We start from the raw sequence: 16,241 nt of genomic DNA, 5'->3' as shown, positions 1-16,241 counted from the left end.
TCACCAGACCTGCCAGGCGATATAGTAGAGGTTGACGCCCGTCCCCATGATGCGCGAGCGCCGATATCGCCAGTCGTCAGAAATCAGAAACCCGTCCGTGTATAGGATCGGCACCCAGCTCGAGCGCTGATAAGCAATGCTCGAATTCGCATCCCGGCAAACCATCGCCTTTGAGTACAACGCAACGCCAGCGGACGGGATGCTATAGGCGACGATGTCGACGGCCGGCGGATGCGGATAGGTCGTCGAGTAAAAGACCTTGCCGCTGCCAAACACATTGCTCGGAAACAGGCCGACCTCGAGCGGCCGCCCCTGGTTCAAACGCGAATCCAGCGACAAATATTTGTAGTCGACGGCCGGCGGGTTTTCGGCGTCATAGCCCGGCTTGGAAACCGTGACGCGATCCGCAGCGATATAGATGCGCTTGGTCACGAGTCGGAGATCGTGATGGTGCCGCCGGTCAGGTTTATGACCATCAGACCCGATGTGCTTTGGATGACGCCCGCCGTCAGCGTGCCGACGTTGGCCGTGATCGCGCTCAATACGCCGACATTCATCATACGGGCGGTCAGGACGCCGTCGAGATACATATTCGCCGTGATGCCGATCGAGGCGACGCCGCCGATGGTGCCAACCGTAAAGACCGCCTTCGGCAAATCGCCGTTGTAGCCCGGTAGCTGGATCTGGAATTTGTTAGCGAGGACGGTGAACGCGGAGATCCCGGACCCGCCATTCACCAGCTGGATGCCGGCAATGTAGCCGTTGACGTTGGTCGTCAGCGACCAGGCCGCGGCGGCATATCCGTCGAGCTGCGCGATCGCCGTCGACTGCTCGTTAATTGACGCATTGACGTCACCGAATTGCGCCGTAACCGACGTGCTGAGATCCGCGACGGCCTGCTGCGCATTGACCGCAACGGTCTGGACCGTGGCGATCTGCGCAAACGCCGCGCCGACGCGGGCTGACATTTCCGACTTGATGGACTTTTTGTCGAGCCAGTTGCGCGCGTCCTGGTTGGCTGCGCTCGCAGCGATCGCTGCCAGCGCGGTATTGATCTCGTCGTTGTTCTGGTCCTCGACTTCCGTGACCTGCTTTTTCAGCGCCGCGTTGAACGACTCGAGCGTGACCAATCCGGGCGACAGCTTGACGGTCGGCGCCTCGAGGTCGACGGTCGAATAGGCGCCGCGCATGGTCGCGTTGACCGCCTGGACGCGCAGACGCACCGCGGCCAGGCTGACGACCGTATCGAACTGGTTTTCGGCCGCCTCATAGACCTGCGTCCAATTCTTGCCCTCGTCATAGGAGACGCCGGCGACGTAGTAGATCGCGCCAGCGGTCGGGAACCAGCTCGCGAACAGCCGCGGCTCGGCCGTGCCCTGGCTGATGTAGGCATTGAGCCCAAAGACCAGCGGAACCTTGTCGTTTGACGGATACTGCGCGCTCGGCAGCACCGGCGGGTTGCCGAGATCCGTCGCATGAACCCGCTGGTCATCAACCACCATGTTGAGCGTGAACTGGTCGCCGTTCGGCGAGCCGTCCAGGACCACGCAAAGGCGCGATTGGCTTACGCCCGTGCCAAGGTCAAACGACGGGTATTCGGCGCCGTCCTCGCGGGCCAGGACGGCCGCCAGCGTCGTCGCCTGCGCCACCTCGGCCGCAGCCAGGCCGGCGGCATCAAGAACGGCGTGCCGATCGTCGACGCCGCGGCTGCACAGTACCGGGCCAAAGAATTTCCCGTTCGGCTTCCGCAGGCGCATATAGAACGGCCCGCTGTCCCAGACCGGCGCCGGGTTGAGCGTCAGCGTCGCGCCGGCGACGCCGACGACGGCGCCGCCGTAGCCATAGGTCTCCGGCAGATCGGATTGAACCCTGACGACAGATCCGCGCGTGATCGCCCTGCCCTCGTATTCAGAGCCGAGCGCGACGTTTTCCCGCCGATAGATCGATTGCAGGTAATAGAACGCGCATTCCCGAAACGCCTGGTCGCGGTTGACGATGCCGTCGACGCGTTTGGTCTCCGCATTGACCGACGTGAATGTGTCGCTGTCGGGCGGATATTGGACCTGCGCCGGCCGCCAGGTGCCCTCGTCGACATACTCGACCACGACGGCGTCAGGATCTTCCTCGCCGAGCATGGTGAAACTGACCTGCATCGAATCCCGAACGATCTCACGATCGGTCAGCAGCATGGTCGGAACGTCGCGCCATTCGTCGCGGACGATCGAGACGGTATCGCCAAGCCAGAAATGCTGCGCTCGAGACGGCGCCAGGATCTTGTTCAGCGCGTCCGGCACGGCGACAGCCGTCGTAAACCGATAATCGAACGTGTCGCCGCGCGCAGCGCAGCCAGCGGCGTGATTCACGACGGCGTTAAAGTCGACCTTGGCGATCGACAACCCAGATCCGTATTGCCCGCTCGTCACCGCATCGAGGAATGCCCATGCCGGGTTGCGCGTCGCCTGCGTGACGAAGGCCGCACCATTCCAGACCGGCAGCTTGCGGGTGCCCAGCACGCCGAACTTATAGGCGCCCTGCGTCGACTGCGACGCCTTCAACCGGATCGCGATCGTCGAGACGTCGGGAAATGAATTGTTTCCTTTCAGGAACGAGCGCAGGCCTGCCCAGAGCACGGAGTTACTGCCGCCGGTCCCGGACAGCTCGGCGTCCTCGCGGCGAAAGCGGACCAGATACCGGCCAGGCGCAACGTCGACCTTGACGCTGTCGCGGACCGGCGCCTGCGAGCCATACTGCCGCACGATCGAAAACAGCGGGTTGAACGGTCCGGTCTGCGCGCCGGCGTTGTCGCAGGTCGCATATTCCGCGGTCAGGCCGACGTTTGAATAGCCGATAGAGCCATCCTTGCCGTTGACCGTGTAGCAGCCAGCCGCAAAGACGAAATCGACGGCCAGCGATTGCGCCAGCGTGCCCGCAGGATTTGCCGCGAACGGCCCGATCCAGGCGCCGGGAGACCGCGCCGAGGCGCCGAACGGGTTGCCGTTCGCATCATACTGGCCGCCTGACGTCCCGGTCCCCGATGGCAGCTGCTGGCCGCTGACCTCGGCGGACTGATCGACGTTGGTCGGGAACAGCGTGACCGGGCTGCCGGGCTCATAAAAGGCGATCTGCGCGTCGGTGAACGCCGCAGCGATCCCATTAGTCGCGTCCCAGAACACGGTATCGTCAACATAGACCGCCTCGTATTGCATGCTGCCCATGGTCGGTGACAGCAGGACGTTGAGGTATTGATCGTTGGCCACGAACTCGCCCCAGGGCGTCGCGGCGAAATCCGGATAGTCCTTCACGCGGCCATACCAGACCGGCAAGGGCTGGCCGAGCTTGGCGACGTTGCCCTGCGCTGCGACCGAATAGATCTGATCCTGTGTTGCGGTCGGCGTATTGGTCGCGCCGGCCTTTGGCGCGACCAGGGCGTTAACCAGCAGCGAGCCGCCGATACCGATCCCAGCGGTCGTCGCGAGTGCGCCAAACGTGCCGGCCCCAAACAGCGCCGGACCTGCCCAGATTGCGAAGGCCGAGACAGCAACCAGCGCGACCAGCCCGATGACCTGCTTGACCGCGTTGCCGCCGCCCTGGCCGCCGCCGAGCGGATAGGACATGAAGCGAACCGCGTCGGCCGGTCCGATGCGGCGCGACCGCCAATCCCTGCGCAGCACGGCCTCGCCGTTGATCTCGAGGACGGTCGGCAGGCCTTTCTTGAACTGCCAGCCGAATTCCCGATCGCGCACGGCCCAGCCTGTACGCCGCAGGAAAGCCGTGACGGTCTCCCGCGGGCGCGGCTCGGCGCGGCCGACCTCGAGGCCGGGCATCACCAGATGCAGCACCGGCTGGCGCGCGGCGTCGCTCCGCCGCTCGCGACGAGCTCGCGGACGCGCCGGCGAGCTCGCCGGCGGCTTGGGCAATCGCTTCACAGATCCGTGCATGTCACCGGCTCGAAGAACATGAGGCTTTTCCAACCCACCTGGCGCAGCGCCAGGACGGTTTCGCAGGCCACGCCCGCCTTGCCGTCGCAATGGATCACCCGGCCCTCCTGGCGCAGCCAGACGCCGATATGCGCGGGAAATCGCGCATGGGCCATCAGCACCAGCGCGCCGTCAGCGGCCATCACCAGGCCGCCGGGACCGTCCGCCACCTGGCGCCAGCGAGCGCGCTCCGGATGGCCGGCGAACTCCTCGAGCACCCAACGCCTGCTGAAATCCGCCGGCACCGCGATTTGTGGCAGCTCGCGGCCGAACAGCTCGCGCTGCACATGGCAGGCGAAATCCCAGCAGTTGCGGGACTGCCAGGCCCACGGCTCGCCGATCAAGGGCGCGAGGAAATCGGCGCGTGTCACGGCAGCAGGCTCGGAAACTGGATATAGTCGTAATTCCTGGTCAGCCGCGGAAACCGCTTGTTCTGCAGGTTTTTGACCATGACCGTCCCGGTCAGCGACGCCCCGACCATCTGCACGCTGCGCAGCTCGAACTCGATCGGCCCATAGGCCGGCTCGGTCAGGTCGCTGCCGAGGTACTCGCGATAAAGCACCTGGATATATTCCCGCGTTCCCTGCGCCGCGCGGATCTTCGGCACCAGCTCGCGGTTGACGTTGTCGATCTTGATCGTGGTCGACGGCGGCTGGCCTTCCTTCTGCTCGGGATAGCCGGCCTGGAACGGACACGCGATGAATGTCACGGTCTCGCCGGCGTTGCGCGGCGCGCCCGCCTCGAGCCCAAAGGCCATATCGTCGCCGACATTGGCGACAACCCGCGCCGGCTGGTCAAACGACGACTGCCAGAGCTCGAGCGTGTAATAGATCCGCGCGCTTGGCGGACAGGAGGCATAGGCCTCGAGGAGCGCTTCATTGTGCGTCGGCATGGCTAGACGTCGTAAACCCGGAGCGTCATGCGGACGTCGACCTGCCCCGGATTCGGCCAGCTGGCGATCAGGGACGTGCCAGGCTTGATGAACTGGCAGACCTTGTTCGCCAGCGACGTTCCGAGCCAGACGTCGATGGTAAAGCGCGCCGTTCCGAGGTTGAGCGTCGTCTTAACCCACTCGACGAACGTGTCATAGTCGGCCGCATAGAACCGAACCGTCTGCGTCACTGTGCCGACATTGTCGCCAGGTCGCGGACGCTGGCGTGTGTTGCCCTGCTCCATATCGGTCGCGATCGGATCGCGCATGCGCTGCAGACCGAAACCCTCTTTGAGGATGACGGCGTTTGCGATCGGGAAAGCCGGCAATGCCATTGGATTATTGCCCCGTGAACGGTTTGACGCCGTACTGGTCGCCGAGCACGCGCCGGCCAGTGCCGGTCGACAGCGAGTCCCCGACCGCGCCGTCGACCATCTTGCGCAGCGTAACTGTGATGTCGCCGTTCGGCGCCTGCTCGACGCTCGGCGTCGCATCCGTGTAATTGTTGATGGTGACCTGCGGCGGCGTGCCTCCGCTCCCACCGGCACCGAGCGCGGCCATTTGACCCGGCGTAAAGACGCCCTCGCCGCGCTTGGCGATGATCGGGACCTCGTCGCCGGCGATGCCGCCAGTGTGGAAGCGCGGCGCATCATCGAAATAGGTCGAATGGATATAACGCATCGACGTCGGCTCGGAGCCAATGATGCCGCCCGTGTGGTAGAGGCCGCCGCTAAAGCCGGTCGACGACGTCGCGCCGCCGGCAGACGCGCCGCCAAGCGAGAACAGGCCGAGGCCGCCGGCCGCCGACTGCAGCGACCGCATCAGCGGCTCGACGATCGTGATCTTGATAATCATCTGCTCGATCGCCTTGACGATCGCATTCGACATATCGGTAAAGCCCTGGCCGGCCGACTTGGCGCCCGTCGTGATATCGGTCAGGCCGTTCACCAGGTCGCCCTCGATCGAGGACGCGATCCCCTTAAGGGCATTGTTGGTGCGGATCGCCGCCGCATACGTGCTGTCCAGCGCGGCCGGCACGTCGTTTCCATAGATCCCCTTGAGCTGCGAGGCGATCGCGACGTCGTCGGGCGACAGGAACGCCGTCTTGCCGCTGAAATCGATCTGCGAGCCCACCTTGGCCCGTGCCAGGGCGTCGGCGGCAGCAGCCGCGCGATCGCGCAGCGCGGCGAACTGCGCGGCCTGCGCCGCCGTTTCCTTGCCGCCATTCGCCTGCACTGCCGACGTCTCGGCGGCCGTTGCGCGGAACGACGCGAGCGCGGCATCGCCGAGCCCGACCGCCTTGGTATCGGCCTCCTGCGTCTCGGTATGCTTCCGCAGCGAGTTGATGGCGCGATCGACGGGATCTGCGGCCACATCGCCCCGCGCCGCCACATTGGACGGCCGGCCGAACTGCAGGCCGGTCAGGCCCGCCTGCATCGACTTGAGCGACGCGGCCTGACCCTGCCAGGCGAACTCGTTTTGCGCGTTACTGGTGTCGGTGATCGAGGCGCCCGTCCCGGCGTACCACTTGATATCCTCCGGCCTGATGCGCTCAACCGACGAGCTCAAGATGCGGCCGGCCGATTCCCAGAAGTCGAGCGAGAAAACCGACGCATTCTTGAAATCCGACAGCGCGCGCTCGGTTTCCGGCGTGATCCCGATCCGGATGCCGACCGTCTGGTTTGTACCAGGCCCGCCGACAGCGCCGGACAGGGCGTCGAGCTGCTCGTTTGCCGCCTTCTCGATCGCGTCCCGGTCGATCGACTTGATGAATTTGGCCGCCCGCTCGATCAGGTCATCCAGGAACGGCAGCAGATCCGCGAACGCTGCTTTCATGTAGAGCGACCATTGGACCGAGCTCTTGCGCCATTCCGCATCGAAATCGGAGGCGCGCTTGACCGTCTCGTCGTCAATGACGGCGCCGGCGGCCTGCGCCTGGTTGCCGAGATCCGCCATCGCGCCGGCGCCCTGCTGCAACAGCGGCACCCATTCCTTGGTAAAGCCGAGCATCTGCGCGATCGCGGTCGCATCCTGCGGACTGCGCGCGCGGCTGACCAGGTCGGCCGCGATTTGCAGCAGCTGGTTCTGGCTAATCAGCTGCCCGTTTGCGTTGCGCAGGCTGATGCCGTTGGCGTCGAACTCTTTCGACAGCGAGTTAGCGTTGCGCTGCGCGTCGTTGAGCAGCTGCGCCGACTTTTCCAGGCCCGCATTGATCTGGCTTTCGGTCAGCCCGGCGATCTGGCCGCCGAACTGGATACCCTGCAGATCCTTGAGCGAAAGCCCGACGCGATCGGCGAGCGAGGACAGGTCGGCCAGCGACTTGTTGAAGCTGACGATATAGTCCAGCGCCTTGTTGACCGTGGCCGCCGCCGCGATGGCGCCGGCGCCGAGCGCGACCAGGCCGACGTTAAAGCCGGTTGCCGCGTCCGTGCCGCGCTGCGCGGCGCCGGCGGCACTGTCCATCGCCCGCTCGTAATCGGATGCGCCCTGCGTGTTCGCATCGATGACGAGCTCGGTCACGACCTGGTCGGCCATCACTCCTCCGTCTGCAGTTTCGAGTAATCGACCAGATAGAGATCATCGAGCATTTCGAGGATCTCGAGCTCCCACGGAGCCAGGTCGGTTTGTGTCCGACGCAGGAAAGCGTCGATGTCCTGCCATTCGATCGGCGACAGCGCGAAGCCGTTGCCGCCCTTGCGCCGGCGCAGCCGGTCATAGATGCGCCAGAGATAGCTCAGCGCCCGCGGGATCGGCGGGACGGTCAGGATCGCTTCCCGCTCGGCCCTGCGCTCTGGATCTCGCGTCCGCAGGACGAGGCCCTCGAGGACCTGCCGATAGGTCTCGCCGGCGTCGCCGGCCCTCGAGGACAGCAGGAAGCTGCGCTCGGCGAAAGCCCTCAAGTCTGACTTGAGGGCCTCGTAAAAGCCCGCTCGCTCGTCAGGTAGTCGGTCACCTGGACGAAGAAGCTGCCGAGCTCAGGCCGCAGAAACAGGTCGACGGCGCTCTCGATCGAGAACGCGATCGGATCCGGCGAAACCGTCTTGAAGGTCGGATTTGGCGACCATCCGACGATGCGCCGGCAGACCTTTGTCACGTTCTGCCGGCGCCGATCGGCGACCGTCTCATCCTCGGTTTTCCACTTGCGGCCGTTGACCTGCGCGAACTCGATCGCCTTTTCCTTTTCGATGGCCTCGCGGGTCGATTCATTGTTGAGCGCGATCGTCTGCGGATGCGCCGGACCGGCGAGCTCGATCACCCAGCCGAGCGGCGTATCCGTGCCGGGCTTGCGGATCTGCAGCTTGAACGTGTCGACGGGCAAATGCGCGGAGAGATCGAGGATTGCAGTTGACTCAGTCATGTCGGGTTGCCTTTTGTCAGAACGGTTGACCGCAGGGTCGGACAACCCTGCGGCCGGTTCTCGCGAGAACATTCCATCGGCCAATGGTCGGCGCCGATCACTCACACGCTACGCTGCGGTAGTCTGGAACGAGATCATGCTGTTATTGCCGGTCGGCGAGGTATCGATGCCGACCAGCGCCGGCGGGACCGTGATCGTCTGCGTGCGACCGCCGCCCTGCTTTGAGAACGCCGACGGATCGACGCCGCCGATCGTGAAATTCGGCACCGTGATCGACATGAAGTCTTTCGGCTCGGCCGTATTGTCGACCGCCAGGATGTTGAGCGAATACGGCGTCTCAGCGACGAAATCGGCGAGCAGCTGCAGATCCTTGCGCAGCATGGTCAGATTCATCGAAACCTTGAGCGGGCCCGTGAATACGTCAGGCGCATACTTGATGTTGCCCGAGCCGAACGCGTCCGGCGCGGCCGGCTGGATGTCGAGCGACAGATCGAACGAGGTCAACTCGACAAGGTCAACGCCGTTGAGCCGGATTGTCGCGTCGACGACCGCAAACGGCGTCCCGGTCGTCGCGTCGGGGTTGGTGAAATATGGCACGCCGGCGTCCAGCGGCCGGATCTTGCCGGTCCCGATGCCGCCCGGATCGAACGTGATGATCCCGTTCGGCGCCATCGACAGCTTGCCCGTCCCCCAGACGAAATCGTCGAGCACGGTCGCCTTGCCGATGTCGCTCTCGAATTCCTCGAGCCCGAAATAGCGCCGGACCAGCACGGTCGGATTGGTCAGCCGCTTTCCCGGCCGCGTGATCGTGCAATTCGTATCCGGCGCAGCGTTGACGATCAGCGTCTCCGGCACCGTGATCTTGTTCGCGGAGAGCGACGAGATCCGCAGGTTCCGGCCGTTATTGCCGGCATCCGGAAGGCCTGCGCCGCGGATGATATCGCCAACCTTGAAACCCATGTCGATCGGCGAGCCATTGGCGAACACGATGCCGTCTGCGACCGTCGTCAATGACGTGAAATCGGCCTGCGTCTTGCTAAACGCCGTCGCATCCCAAGTGCCGCGCATGATCGCCTCGAGGATCGCGTCATGCGAACCGAGCCACATTTCCGCGTTGTAGCTCGACGAGGTTTTCTGCGTTCCGTGACGGCCGCGGATCGACATGCCGTCGTTACGGATCGTCTGCGATTCCGTGGCGGCTTTTGAGAGCTTGGCACCCGGACCGCCGGAGATTGGCAGGACCGTAGCGCCGGCGCCGCCGGCGGCGACCTGGCCGAGACCGGGCTGCGCCTTATAGGCGATGCGGCCGGCGGAATTGCTTTGATAGACCATGCGATCAGTCTCCTGTTTGGATCAGCCGATGAAAAAGAACTGGAAGGGAATCACGACGACGACGCCGAACCAGTTGCCGTCGTCGGAGGCGCTGTCGCCGCCCTGGACGGTCGGCCCCTCGCCGTTCTCGCCCCAGCAGCGCACGCAGGCGCCAGGCTCGGCGTTGTAGAACGTGGCATCCTTGAACAGGTCACCGGCCTGGCCGGCGAGCGCGAGATGCGCGGCGAACCCGTAGCCCTTCGGCACGAAAACATGCACGAAGATGTTGCCGGTAATCAGCCAGGTCTGATTGCCAGGCGTGCCGACGCCGCGCTTGCGCCGCAAGGTCTCGATTACCTCGAAATAGCACCAGGGCTGCGCCTGCGGCGGCCATGGCAGCTGCGGCGGATCTTCATTCTGGAACGAGGTCGGCGCCACATTGAAACCAGCTGTAAAGCGCTCGCGCATCGCTGCGACGGCGCCGGCGTAGTCAGCCATGGGATTGACCTCTAGCGTGCGCGGATCTCGAGGGCCGGCTGACGAACCAGCCAGGCCTGCCGCGCCTTGTCCGACATGCGGCGCCGGCCGGCCTTGATCTGCTTGGAAAATGCGGCATAGGCCGCGATGTCGCCGAACCGGACTGGCATGAACGTGAATTTCACAGAGGCGCGATTGCCGAACCGTGCCGCGACGATCAGCGCGGTCTCCTGGTAGATCTTCGGCGCGACCGTCATTTTCATCCGGCCGATCTCGATCTTGCGCGCGTAAGGGACCGGGTTGGAAATGTTGATCTGGTCGCCGCGACGGAACGCCGAAACGTCGCTGACGACGCGACCATTTAGAAAAACCGTGTGATTGTCCCGATAGAGACCGGGATGCGGATCGCCGACCGAGCCGACCGGCGAACGCTGCCGCAGCGTCTCGAGCGCGAAGTCGACGACGTCCTGCATCGCCAGATAGCGAAAGATGATCCGCATCAGCCGTCGACCGAGACGATCTCATCATGCGAGCCGTTGACGACCTCCTCGACCTCGGCCGGAATGAGATCGTTCAAGGCGTGGTCCGCCTCTTCCTGCCTGATGCGGTCGAGCATCTTTTTCCGGGCCTTGCGCAGGGCGAGCTCTTTCGCTTCCTGGAATGCCTTTCGCGCGTTCAAGCCGACCAGGTCGCCAGTGATGACGAATTTGGCTTCCTCGCCGACAGAGATGCTATTGCGAGCGGCGTCGACGCGCCGCTCATAGTCCGCCCCGTCAAACACCTTGCCCATCAGCCGCGGACCTGCAGCTCGAAGGCGACGACCTGCCCCTGAATCCGCCTGATCGCGTCGTCGACCCCCTTGATACTGACCTCGGCGCCGGCGATCACCAGAAAATCGCGATCGGTCAGCGGCAGCATGGTAGACAAGGCAACCTTGCCGGCCGGGACGGCCGCCGAGGGATCATTCAACAGGATGACGTGTCGATCGCCCTGGCGGATCTCGCCGACGAGCTCGGCCGGCTGATAGCCCTTGACCTTCGCCAGGACGGCAGCCTCTTTCGCGACCGCGCGCGCCGGCCCGACGCCGGCGTAGCGCCGGACCAGGACGGTCTCGCCGCTCTCCTCGAGCGCGCGGATATGCTGGTCGAGGGACTCGTCCGGCGTCACTGGCCGTCAACCTTGCTGGTGATGACCTGGCCGACCTCGGAGCCGCTCGAGCCGGCGTCGCCATCGTTTGGGCCGCCATTGTCCCCCGCGACCATCCTGCCGAGGATCTGGTCGAGCTGCGCTTTGTTGTCCTCGAGCGAGCCGACATGACTTTTCAGCGCCGCATGCTGCTCGTCGATCGCGTCCTGTACCGCGTCATAGCGCTGGCCTGTGACAGCGAGGTCGGCCTCCTGCCGTTGCGCCCGCGCCAGGCGCGCCCGCATGCCGGCGAGCTCGATCGGCCGTTTGATAGCGATCATGTCGATTCCCTCCAGGATCTGCGGATGCCGCTCGAGGAGCTCGAGCCGTAATTTCAGATGCGCGATCGCGACCAGCGCCGTGACGCGGTCCATCGCGCGCTCATTTCGCGCGAATGCGCAGCTTGACGACGCGCTCGAGCTGCTGCCCCTTCGCGGTCTCGATCCGGTTTGCAATGCTGTAGACGCGGCCGAGCTCGCCGCCGGTCAGCGTCACCATCGCGACGGTCGCCGTATTGCTCGAGGCGCTGGCGACAATGCCCTGCGGCAGCACGAAGCTCGAGGTCTTGATCCCGTCTGCAGGCGTCACACCCTCGGCGCTGGGCCAAGGCCAGACCAAGACGTCGGCCCAATCCAAACCGCGCTCGACGACCTCCTCCGGCGCCTTGGCCGGCCAGAACAGCAGCGTCCGCGCGTTGCGCGGCGCCTTGAGCACGCGATCGGTCATCACCAGACCTCCGACAGCATGAGCAGCGTGACCGCATCGGGGATCAGCGTTTTGACGTCTGGCGACAGCTGCCAGGCCTTGTCGCTGACGCCGATGACGAGATCGCGCACCAGCGCGGGATTTGTCTCGCCGATGCTGTAGAGATGCCGGATCTGCAGCATGATGCAGGTTTTGACGACCGCCGGCAGATCCTCGAGATCCTCGTAACCAGCGTCGAACTCGATGACGATCGGCTCCGGCGCATGCGAGTACGCGAGCGGCCAGGACAGGCCGAATTTCGGGAAGATGCGGACGCTATCGCCCGCAGTTTGCACGACATAGCTCGCGGGATCGAGTGTCTGCTGCGTCTCGGTCGCCCAATCGACATACTTGATCGAATGGATCGCATCATGGACGACCGGCGCGATCGGGATCTCGATCACAGGCCGCCAGCACGGCAGCACCCATTGAAACGTCCGCGGCACGAATGCGCGCTGGACCAGGGCCTCACAATGCGCCGTTGCCGCGCCGATCAGGCCGGAAATCAAAGCGTCGCCTTTCGCGCTCGAGACGCGCAGCTGCGCCTTGGCCTCGTCGAGTGTGACGGGATAGCCCGCCGGACGCTGAGAGATGCTGAGCATGTTGGGAAGCCCTGCCGGAAAGGGAAAGAGGCGCCTCGGCCTGGTGCGGCCGAGGCGCCAGCTGGATCAGCCGACGACCTCGGCGACGGCCGCCGCATCGTTGTCGGTTGCGAACCCGTACCGCGGATCGAAGCCGAGCACGGAGCAGCCGACCAGGCTCGCGGCGACCGCAGGGGTCACTGATACCTGGAAGAATCCGAAGCCGTTATTGATGTCGAGATCTTCCTGCTTGAGGTTAATCAGGACCTGCTTGTTATCGTCGGCACCGGCTTTCGTGCGCTGCGTGATTGCCTTGCCGGCGATGTCCTTCGCACCGGCGCCGGCGGCCGAGGTCGCCTGCTGGATCTTGGCGTCGACGGTCGCAGCGGCGCCGAGCGCGCCGAGCGAGATGACGGCCATATAGTTGTGGAACTTGCCGGCATCGATCCAGCCCGTGGTCAGCGCAGCAGCGGACGATTGCGGGTTGATCGAGTCGACGACGCTGACGCGCTGCGACGGTTTGAGATTGGTGTGCATCTGCACTCCTCATGGTTGGGAAACGAAACGCGGCTGTTACTCGCGCCGGCCCGATCAGGCCGGCGCGCCGACATTGCCTGACGAGCTCGCGGAGCTCGATCAGCGCGCCTCGAGCGCGACGAAATGCGACTTGGTGTTATTGCCCTTGGCAGGCTGGACCGGCGCCGACAGGTAAGGCTGACCACCCATCCGGAAGATCCAGCGGAAGGCCGCCAGGTTGTAGTCAAAAAACAGATGGATCGAGGCGGCGAAATCGATGCCGCCGCCGGCCTTGGTCGCGAGCGCATAGCCCGAGAGGTCAACGCAGGTCAGATCGCCGAGGTCGCCGAGTGTCGCACTGTGCTCGTTGAAGATCAGCGGGCGGCCGAGGAAAACGCCGCCGTCCGGCGCGCCGGCGAGAGGCTGGTTCAACGGCAACCAGGCCGGCACGTTGCCGATCGTCAGCTGGCCGAGCTGCGGCAGAATGTCGGAATTGCCGAGCCACATCGGCCGGCCACCCATCCGCAGCAGCCGCGAGTACATCTTGAGGACGTTCGCGACGTTGATTGTGTCGGCCGCCTGACCCGCCTCCTTCGAGACCGTCACCAGCGACGGCGCGTTCATGAAGCCGAGTGGCTTGCCTTTGCCGTCGCCGGTCATGACCGCCTCAAACGCCTTCCAGCGGATCGCGTTTGCGGCCTGGTTGAAGATGCGGTTCTGCAGCCGCGGCGCATCGTCGAGGACCTCCTGCGAGGCCAGCACGAAGGCGTAGAGCTCATGCAGCTGGATGATCTCGCCGGTCATCGCCGCCTTGGTCGCGATCAGCTGCGTGCCCTCGGAGCGCCAGGCCGCCTGGACGCCGGACGCGCCCCATGGCGTGGTCTCGTCCTTTGCGATCGCGATCGAGTTGCCCTGCGTCGGCTCCGGATTGCAGAAACCGAGCAGGTTCTGGTCGTCGAAAACGAGCGCCCAGATCTGTTCGCGATACTCGGTCGGCACCAGGAAGCCCTCGCCGTTGCCGCCCTGGTTCTGCTGGAAATTGGTCGGCGCCGCGCCGAGACGCGGATCGAGACCGCCGCCCGTCATGGCGTTGCGGACCGAAACCGCGAATTCCGCGACGCTGCGGAAACCGCCGGTCCGCTCCGGATTGATATCATTGACGACGGTCGCCAGCGCCGGGCCGCCGAGCGCGGTCGAGGAGCCGAACAACGCCGTCCGGCGCAGCTTCTTTTCCTCGGCCGAGATCTGTTTGTCGAGCTCGGCGACCTCGGCCTCGAGCGCGTCGACCTTGGTCTCGAGCTCGCCGACCTGCGTGGTCTCGGCCTCGGTCAGAGTAGCCTTGCCCTGCAGCGCATTGAGCTGCTCGAGCGCGGTTTTGCCGTCCTTTGCCTTGTTGGCGCGGGCCTGGCGCAGCTGCTTGATGTCCACTCGCATGGATCAGTGACTCCTGGTTGGTTGGGTGGTTTGCCTGGACGGAGAAAGAGCCCGCGTTCCCGCTGTCCAGGCGACGGCGCGGGTCGAGCAACTCAGGAACTGAAACGGGAGGGGGCCGGATTGTTGGCCGGCAATGGGTGAACAGCCGCCTTAGGGCGGGCTGACCGGACATGGGCGTCCGCTGTTCACCAATGAACTGACGTTGCGAACTTTAGATCAAATCGTCTGCTTTGGGCCAGAAGCCGCCATTTACGGCTTTCGTTTGAATATTGCGATCTTACGATCCCGTTGCCACAGCTCAACGTCGTGCCCGTCAACTAAAAGCTTCGGCACGCTCGACGGCATCTTCTTCCTTCTCAATGGCGAGATCGATGCGGTTTTTGATGCGTCCGTCATGATCGATGATGTAAGCGTAAAAGCCGTCCATTTCTGCCCCGCAATCTATTCAGGCGACCTCAAGCCGGGAGATCGCAGCCAGTCAGTCATGTGGCTGGCAGTGTCGAGTTGCCTCATCTTCTTAATTAAGGCATCCCGTTCCGGACCATGTGGCGCAGCGGCTAATCGTTCGGCGCAGCGGGCTTTTTCTGCTGCAATCTGATCATCAAACGAATGGGGCTTGGAACGGGAGCGCCGTTGCATTTGCGGATTACTCGGGTTTACGGGGCCACACGGGGACGAACCCAGCAAGCTTAAAAATGAAAATTCCGCTTGTCGATCCGGTATCCGACATAAGAGAAGAATCCAGGCATGACTGTCAATCGCGGAGGCACTAGTTGGCGGAAATTGAACAATAAGAGTCGTTTTTGGGATAGCGATTTTCGGAAACGGGCTTTTTGTGACGGTCAGTTGATTCAGATCAACCAAGAAAGTAGGAGGTGTGGTTTTGACGTTGTTTGGACCTAGGGCTTTCCATGCACACGAAAGTCATAGAAGACACGCCCTCCACGCCCGGTCATTTTGACAATGAGCTGCTGGCGGCTTTGCCGAAAGCGGCTTTTGAGCAATTGGCTCCAAAATTGACGATTAGGTCACTTTCCCAACGTGACGTTTGGCTTGAAGTAGACGACGAGATCGCCGATGTGGCATTCCCCCACTCTGGCATTTTCTCTCTGCAAACGGTAACGCAGGATGGTAAGGCCATTGAGACCGCAACGGTAGGTCGAGAAGGAGTCGTCGGTGCGATGGCGGCCCTGAGACAGACCAGAACCGGGGTACGCGTTGTTGTCCAGGCTGCAATGACAGCAAGCACGATTCCCATAAAGCATTTCAGAAAAGCGGTTCAGCAAAGCGACGCGATCCGCGACCTTTGTATCGATTACAACGAAGTCCTGCTAACGCAGGCACGGGTAACGGCGGCGTGTAACGCGCTCCATTCCATCGTCAAGAGAGTATCTCGTCGGGTTCTGCAATCTGCCGACCGATCGGTCGATAACCGCGCGAATCTGACGCAGGAGTTGCTTGCAGAAATGCTAGGGGTCCGTCGCACCTCTATATCCGAGACAGCGAACGAACTGCAACGTCGCGGCCTGATCTCCTATTCACGTGGAGCGATAACGATTTTAGATCGCTCTGGTCTCGAAGAGCATTCCTGCGACTGTTATCAAACTCTGCGCGATCATGCTCGAAGTCTTAGATAGCCATAACTGGCCCCGCGATTGAAGGGAGCGCCCGCGTTCTCGAATGTGAATGGTGATGTATCGAATCCGCGCGGTCCGCATTGGGTCATT

General features: G+C 63.7%; 19 protein-coding genes. 1 reads left to right on the top strand and 18 read right to left on the bottom strand.

What is annotated here, in order from left to right; genetic code table 11:
* The 18 genes from HU230_RS12115 to HU230_RS12030 form a co-directional block, all read right to left on the bottom strand.
* Positions 1-432, bottom strand: coding sequence for a hypothetical protein (locus HU230_RS12115; RefSeq protein ID WP_173642720.1), 432 nt, complete (start codon positions 430-432; stop codon positions 1-3).
* Positions 429-3,938: a host specificity factor TipJ family phage tail protein gene (locus tag HU230_RS12110; RefSeq protein WP_176531472.1), complete on the bottom strand. Its 3,510-nt coding sequence runs from the start codon at positions 3,936-3,938 to the stop codon at positions 429-431. Before HU230_RS12110 ends, HU230_RS12115 begins: the two co-directional genes overlap by 4 nt.
* Complete coding sequence (locus tag HU230_RS12105) at positions 3,923-4,348, bottom strand: hypothetical protein (protein ID WP_176531473.1); 426 nt, start codon at positions 4,346-4,348, stop codon at positions 3,923-3,925. Before HU230_RS12105 ends, HU230_RS12110 begins: the two co-directional genes overlap by 16 nt.
* The gene (locus tag HU230_RS12100) at positions 4,345-4,869 is read right to left on the bottom strand and encodes a DUF1833 family protein (protein ID WP_176531474.1); all 525 of its coding nucleotides are present in this window, start codon (positions 4,867-4,869) and stop codon (positions 4,345-4,347) included. The genes HU230_RS12105 and HU230_RS12100 overlap by 4 nt, the downstream gene beginning before the upstream one ends.
* A gap of 2 nt (positions 4,870-4,871) precedes the next feature.
* Complete coding sequence (locus tag HU230_RS12095; protein ID WP_176531149.1) at positions 4,872-5,243, bottom strand: hypothetical protein; 372 nt, start codon at positions 5,241-5,243, stop codon at positions 4,872-4,874.
* Between the two features lie 4 nt (positions 5,244-5,247).
* Entirely contained in the window at positions 5,248-7,443 is a 2,196-nt protein-coding gene (locus tag HU230_RS12090; RefSeq protein WP_176531475.1) for a hypothetical protein, read from the bottom strand.
* Positions 7,443-7,808 (bottom strand): phage tail assembly chaperone, encoded by a 366-nt coding sequence (locus HU230_RS12085; protein WP_224943221.1) that lies wholly within the window; start codon positions 7,806-7,808, stop codon positions 7,443-7,445. The genes HU230_RS12090 and HU230_RS12085 overlap by 1 nt, the downstream gene beginning before the upstream one ends.
* The gene (locus HU230_RS12080) at positions 7,805-8,266 is read right to left on the bottom strand and encodes a hypothetical protein (RefSeq protein WP_176531476.1); all 462 of its coding nucleotides are present in this window, start codon (positions 8,264-8,266) and stop codon (positions 7,805-7,807) included. Before HU230_RS12080 ends, HU230_RS12085 begins: the two co-directional genes overlap by 4 nt.
* A 108-nt stretch (positions 8,267-8,374) precedes the next feature.
* On the bottom strand, positions 8,375-9,598 hold the full coding sequence (locus HU230_RS12075; RefSeq protein ID WP_176531477.1) for a phage tail tube protein: 1,224 nt from the start codon (positions 9,596-9,598) through the stop codon (positions 8,375-8,377).
* Between the two features lie 21 nt (positions 9,599-9,619).
* A complete protein-coding gene (locus tag HU230_RS12070) occupies positions 9,620-10,075 on the bottom strand; it encodes a hypothetical protein (protein WP_176531478.1) in 456 nt (151 codons plus the stop codon).
* A gap of 11 nt (positions 10,076-10,086) precedes the next feature.
* Entirely contained in the window at positions 10,087-10,554 is a 468-nt protein-coding gene (locus tag HU230_RS12065) for a hypothetical protein (RefSeq protein ID WP_176531479.1), read from the bottom strand.
* Complete coding sequence (locus HU230_RS12060) at positions 10,554-10,844, bottom strand: hypothetical protein (protein ID WP_176531480.1); 291 nt, start codon at positions 10,842-10,844, stop codon at positions 10,554-10,556. Before HU230_RS12060 ends, HU230_RS12065 begins: the two co-directional genes overlap by 1 nt.
* Positions 10,844-11,221, bottom strand: coding sequence for a hypothetical protein (locus tag HU230_RS12055; RefSeq protein WP_176531481.1), 378 nt, complete (start codon positions 11,219-11,221; stop codon positions 10,844-10,846). The genes HU230_RS12060 and HU230_RS12055 overlap by 1 nt, the downstream gene beginning before the upstream one ends.
* A complete protein-coding gene (locus HU230_RS12050; RefSeq protein ID WP_173642952.1) occupies positions 11,218-11,613 on the bottom strand; it encodes a hypothetical protein in 396 nt (131 codons plus the stop codon). The genes HU230_RS12055 and HU230_RS12050 overlap by 4 nt, the downstream gene beginning before the upstream one ends.
* 7 nt (positions 11,614-11,620) lie before the next feature.
* A complete protein-coding gene (locus HU230_RS12045) occupies positions 11,621-11,965 on the bottom strand; it encodes a phage fiber-tail adaptor protein (RefSeq protein WP_173642951.1) in 345 nt (114 codons plus the stop codon).
* The gene (locus HU230_RS12040) at positions 11,965-12,585 is read right to left on the bottom strand and encodes a head-tail connector protein (protein ID WP_176531482.1); all 621 of its coding nucleotides are present in this window, start codon (positions 12,583-12,585) and stop codon (positions 11,965-11,967) included. Before HU230_RS12040 ends, HU230_RS12045 begins: the two co-directional genes overlap by 1 nt.
* A 66-nt stretch (positions 12,586-12,651) precedes the next feature.
* Positions 12,652-13,101 carry a hypothetical protein gene (locus HU230_RS12035; RefSeq protein ID WP_176531483.1) on the bottom strand — a complete coding sequence of 150 codons (450 nt, stop codon included), beginning with the start codon at positions 13,099-13,101 and terminating at the stop codon, positions 12,652-12,654.
* A gap of 99 nt (positions 13,102-13,200) precedes the next feature.
* Complete coding sequence (locus HU230_RS12030; RefSeq protein WP_176531484.1) at positions 13,201-14,514, bottom strand: phage major capsid protein; 1,314 nt, start codon at positions 14,512-14,514, stop codon at positions 13,201-13,203.
* 911 nt (positions 14,515-15,425) lie between these two features.
* On the opposite strand from HU230_RS12030, the gene HU230_RS12025 reads away from it, so the two are divergent.
* Positions 15,426-16,151, top strand: a complete 726-nt coding sequence (locus HU230_RS12025) for a Crp/Fnr family transcriptional regulator (RefSeq protein WP_176531485.1) — start codon at positions 15,426-15,428, stop codon at positions 16,149-16,151.
* The last annotated feature ends 90 nt before the right edge of the window (positions 16,152-16,241 follow it).

The sequence above is a fragment of the Bradyrhizobium quebecense genome, from assembly GCF_013373795.3.
Taxonomy (GTDB): domain Bacteria; phylum Pseudomonadota; class Alphaproteobacteria; order Rhizobiales; family Xanthobacteraceae; genus Bradyrhizobium; species Bradyrhizobium quebecense.
The sequence above is the reverse complement of the archived record's forward strand: the minus strand, read 5'-3'. Positions and strand labels throughout refer to the sequence as shown.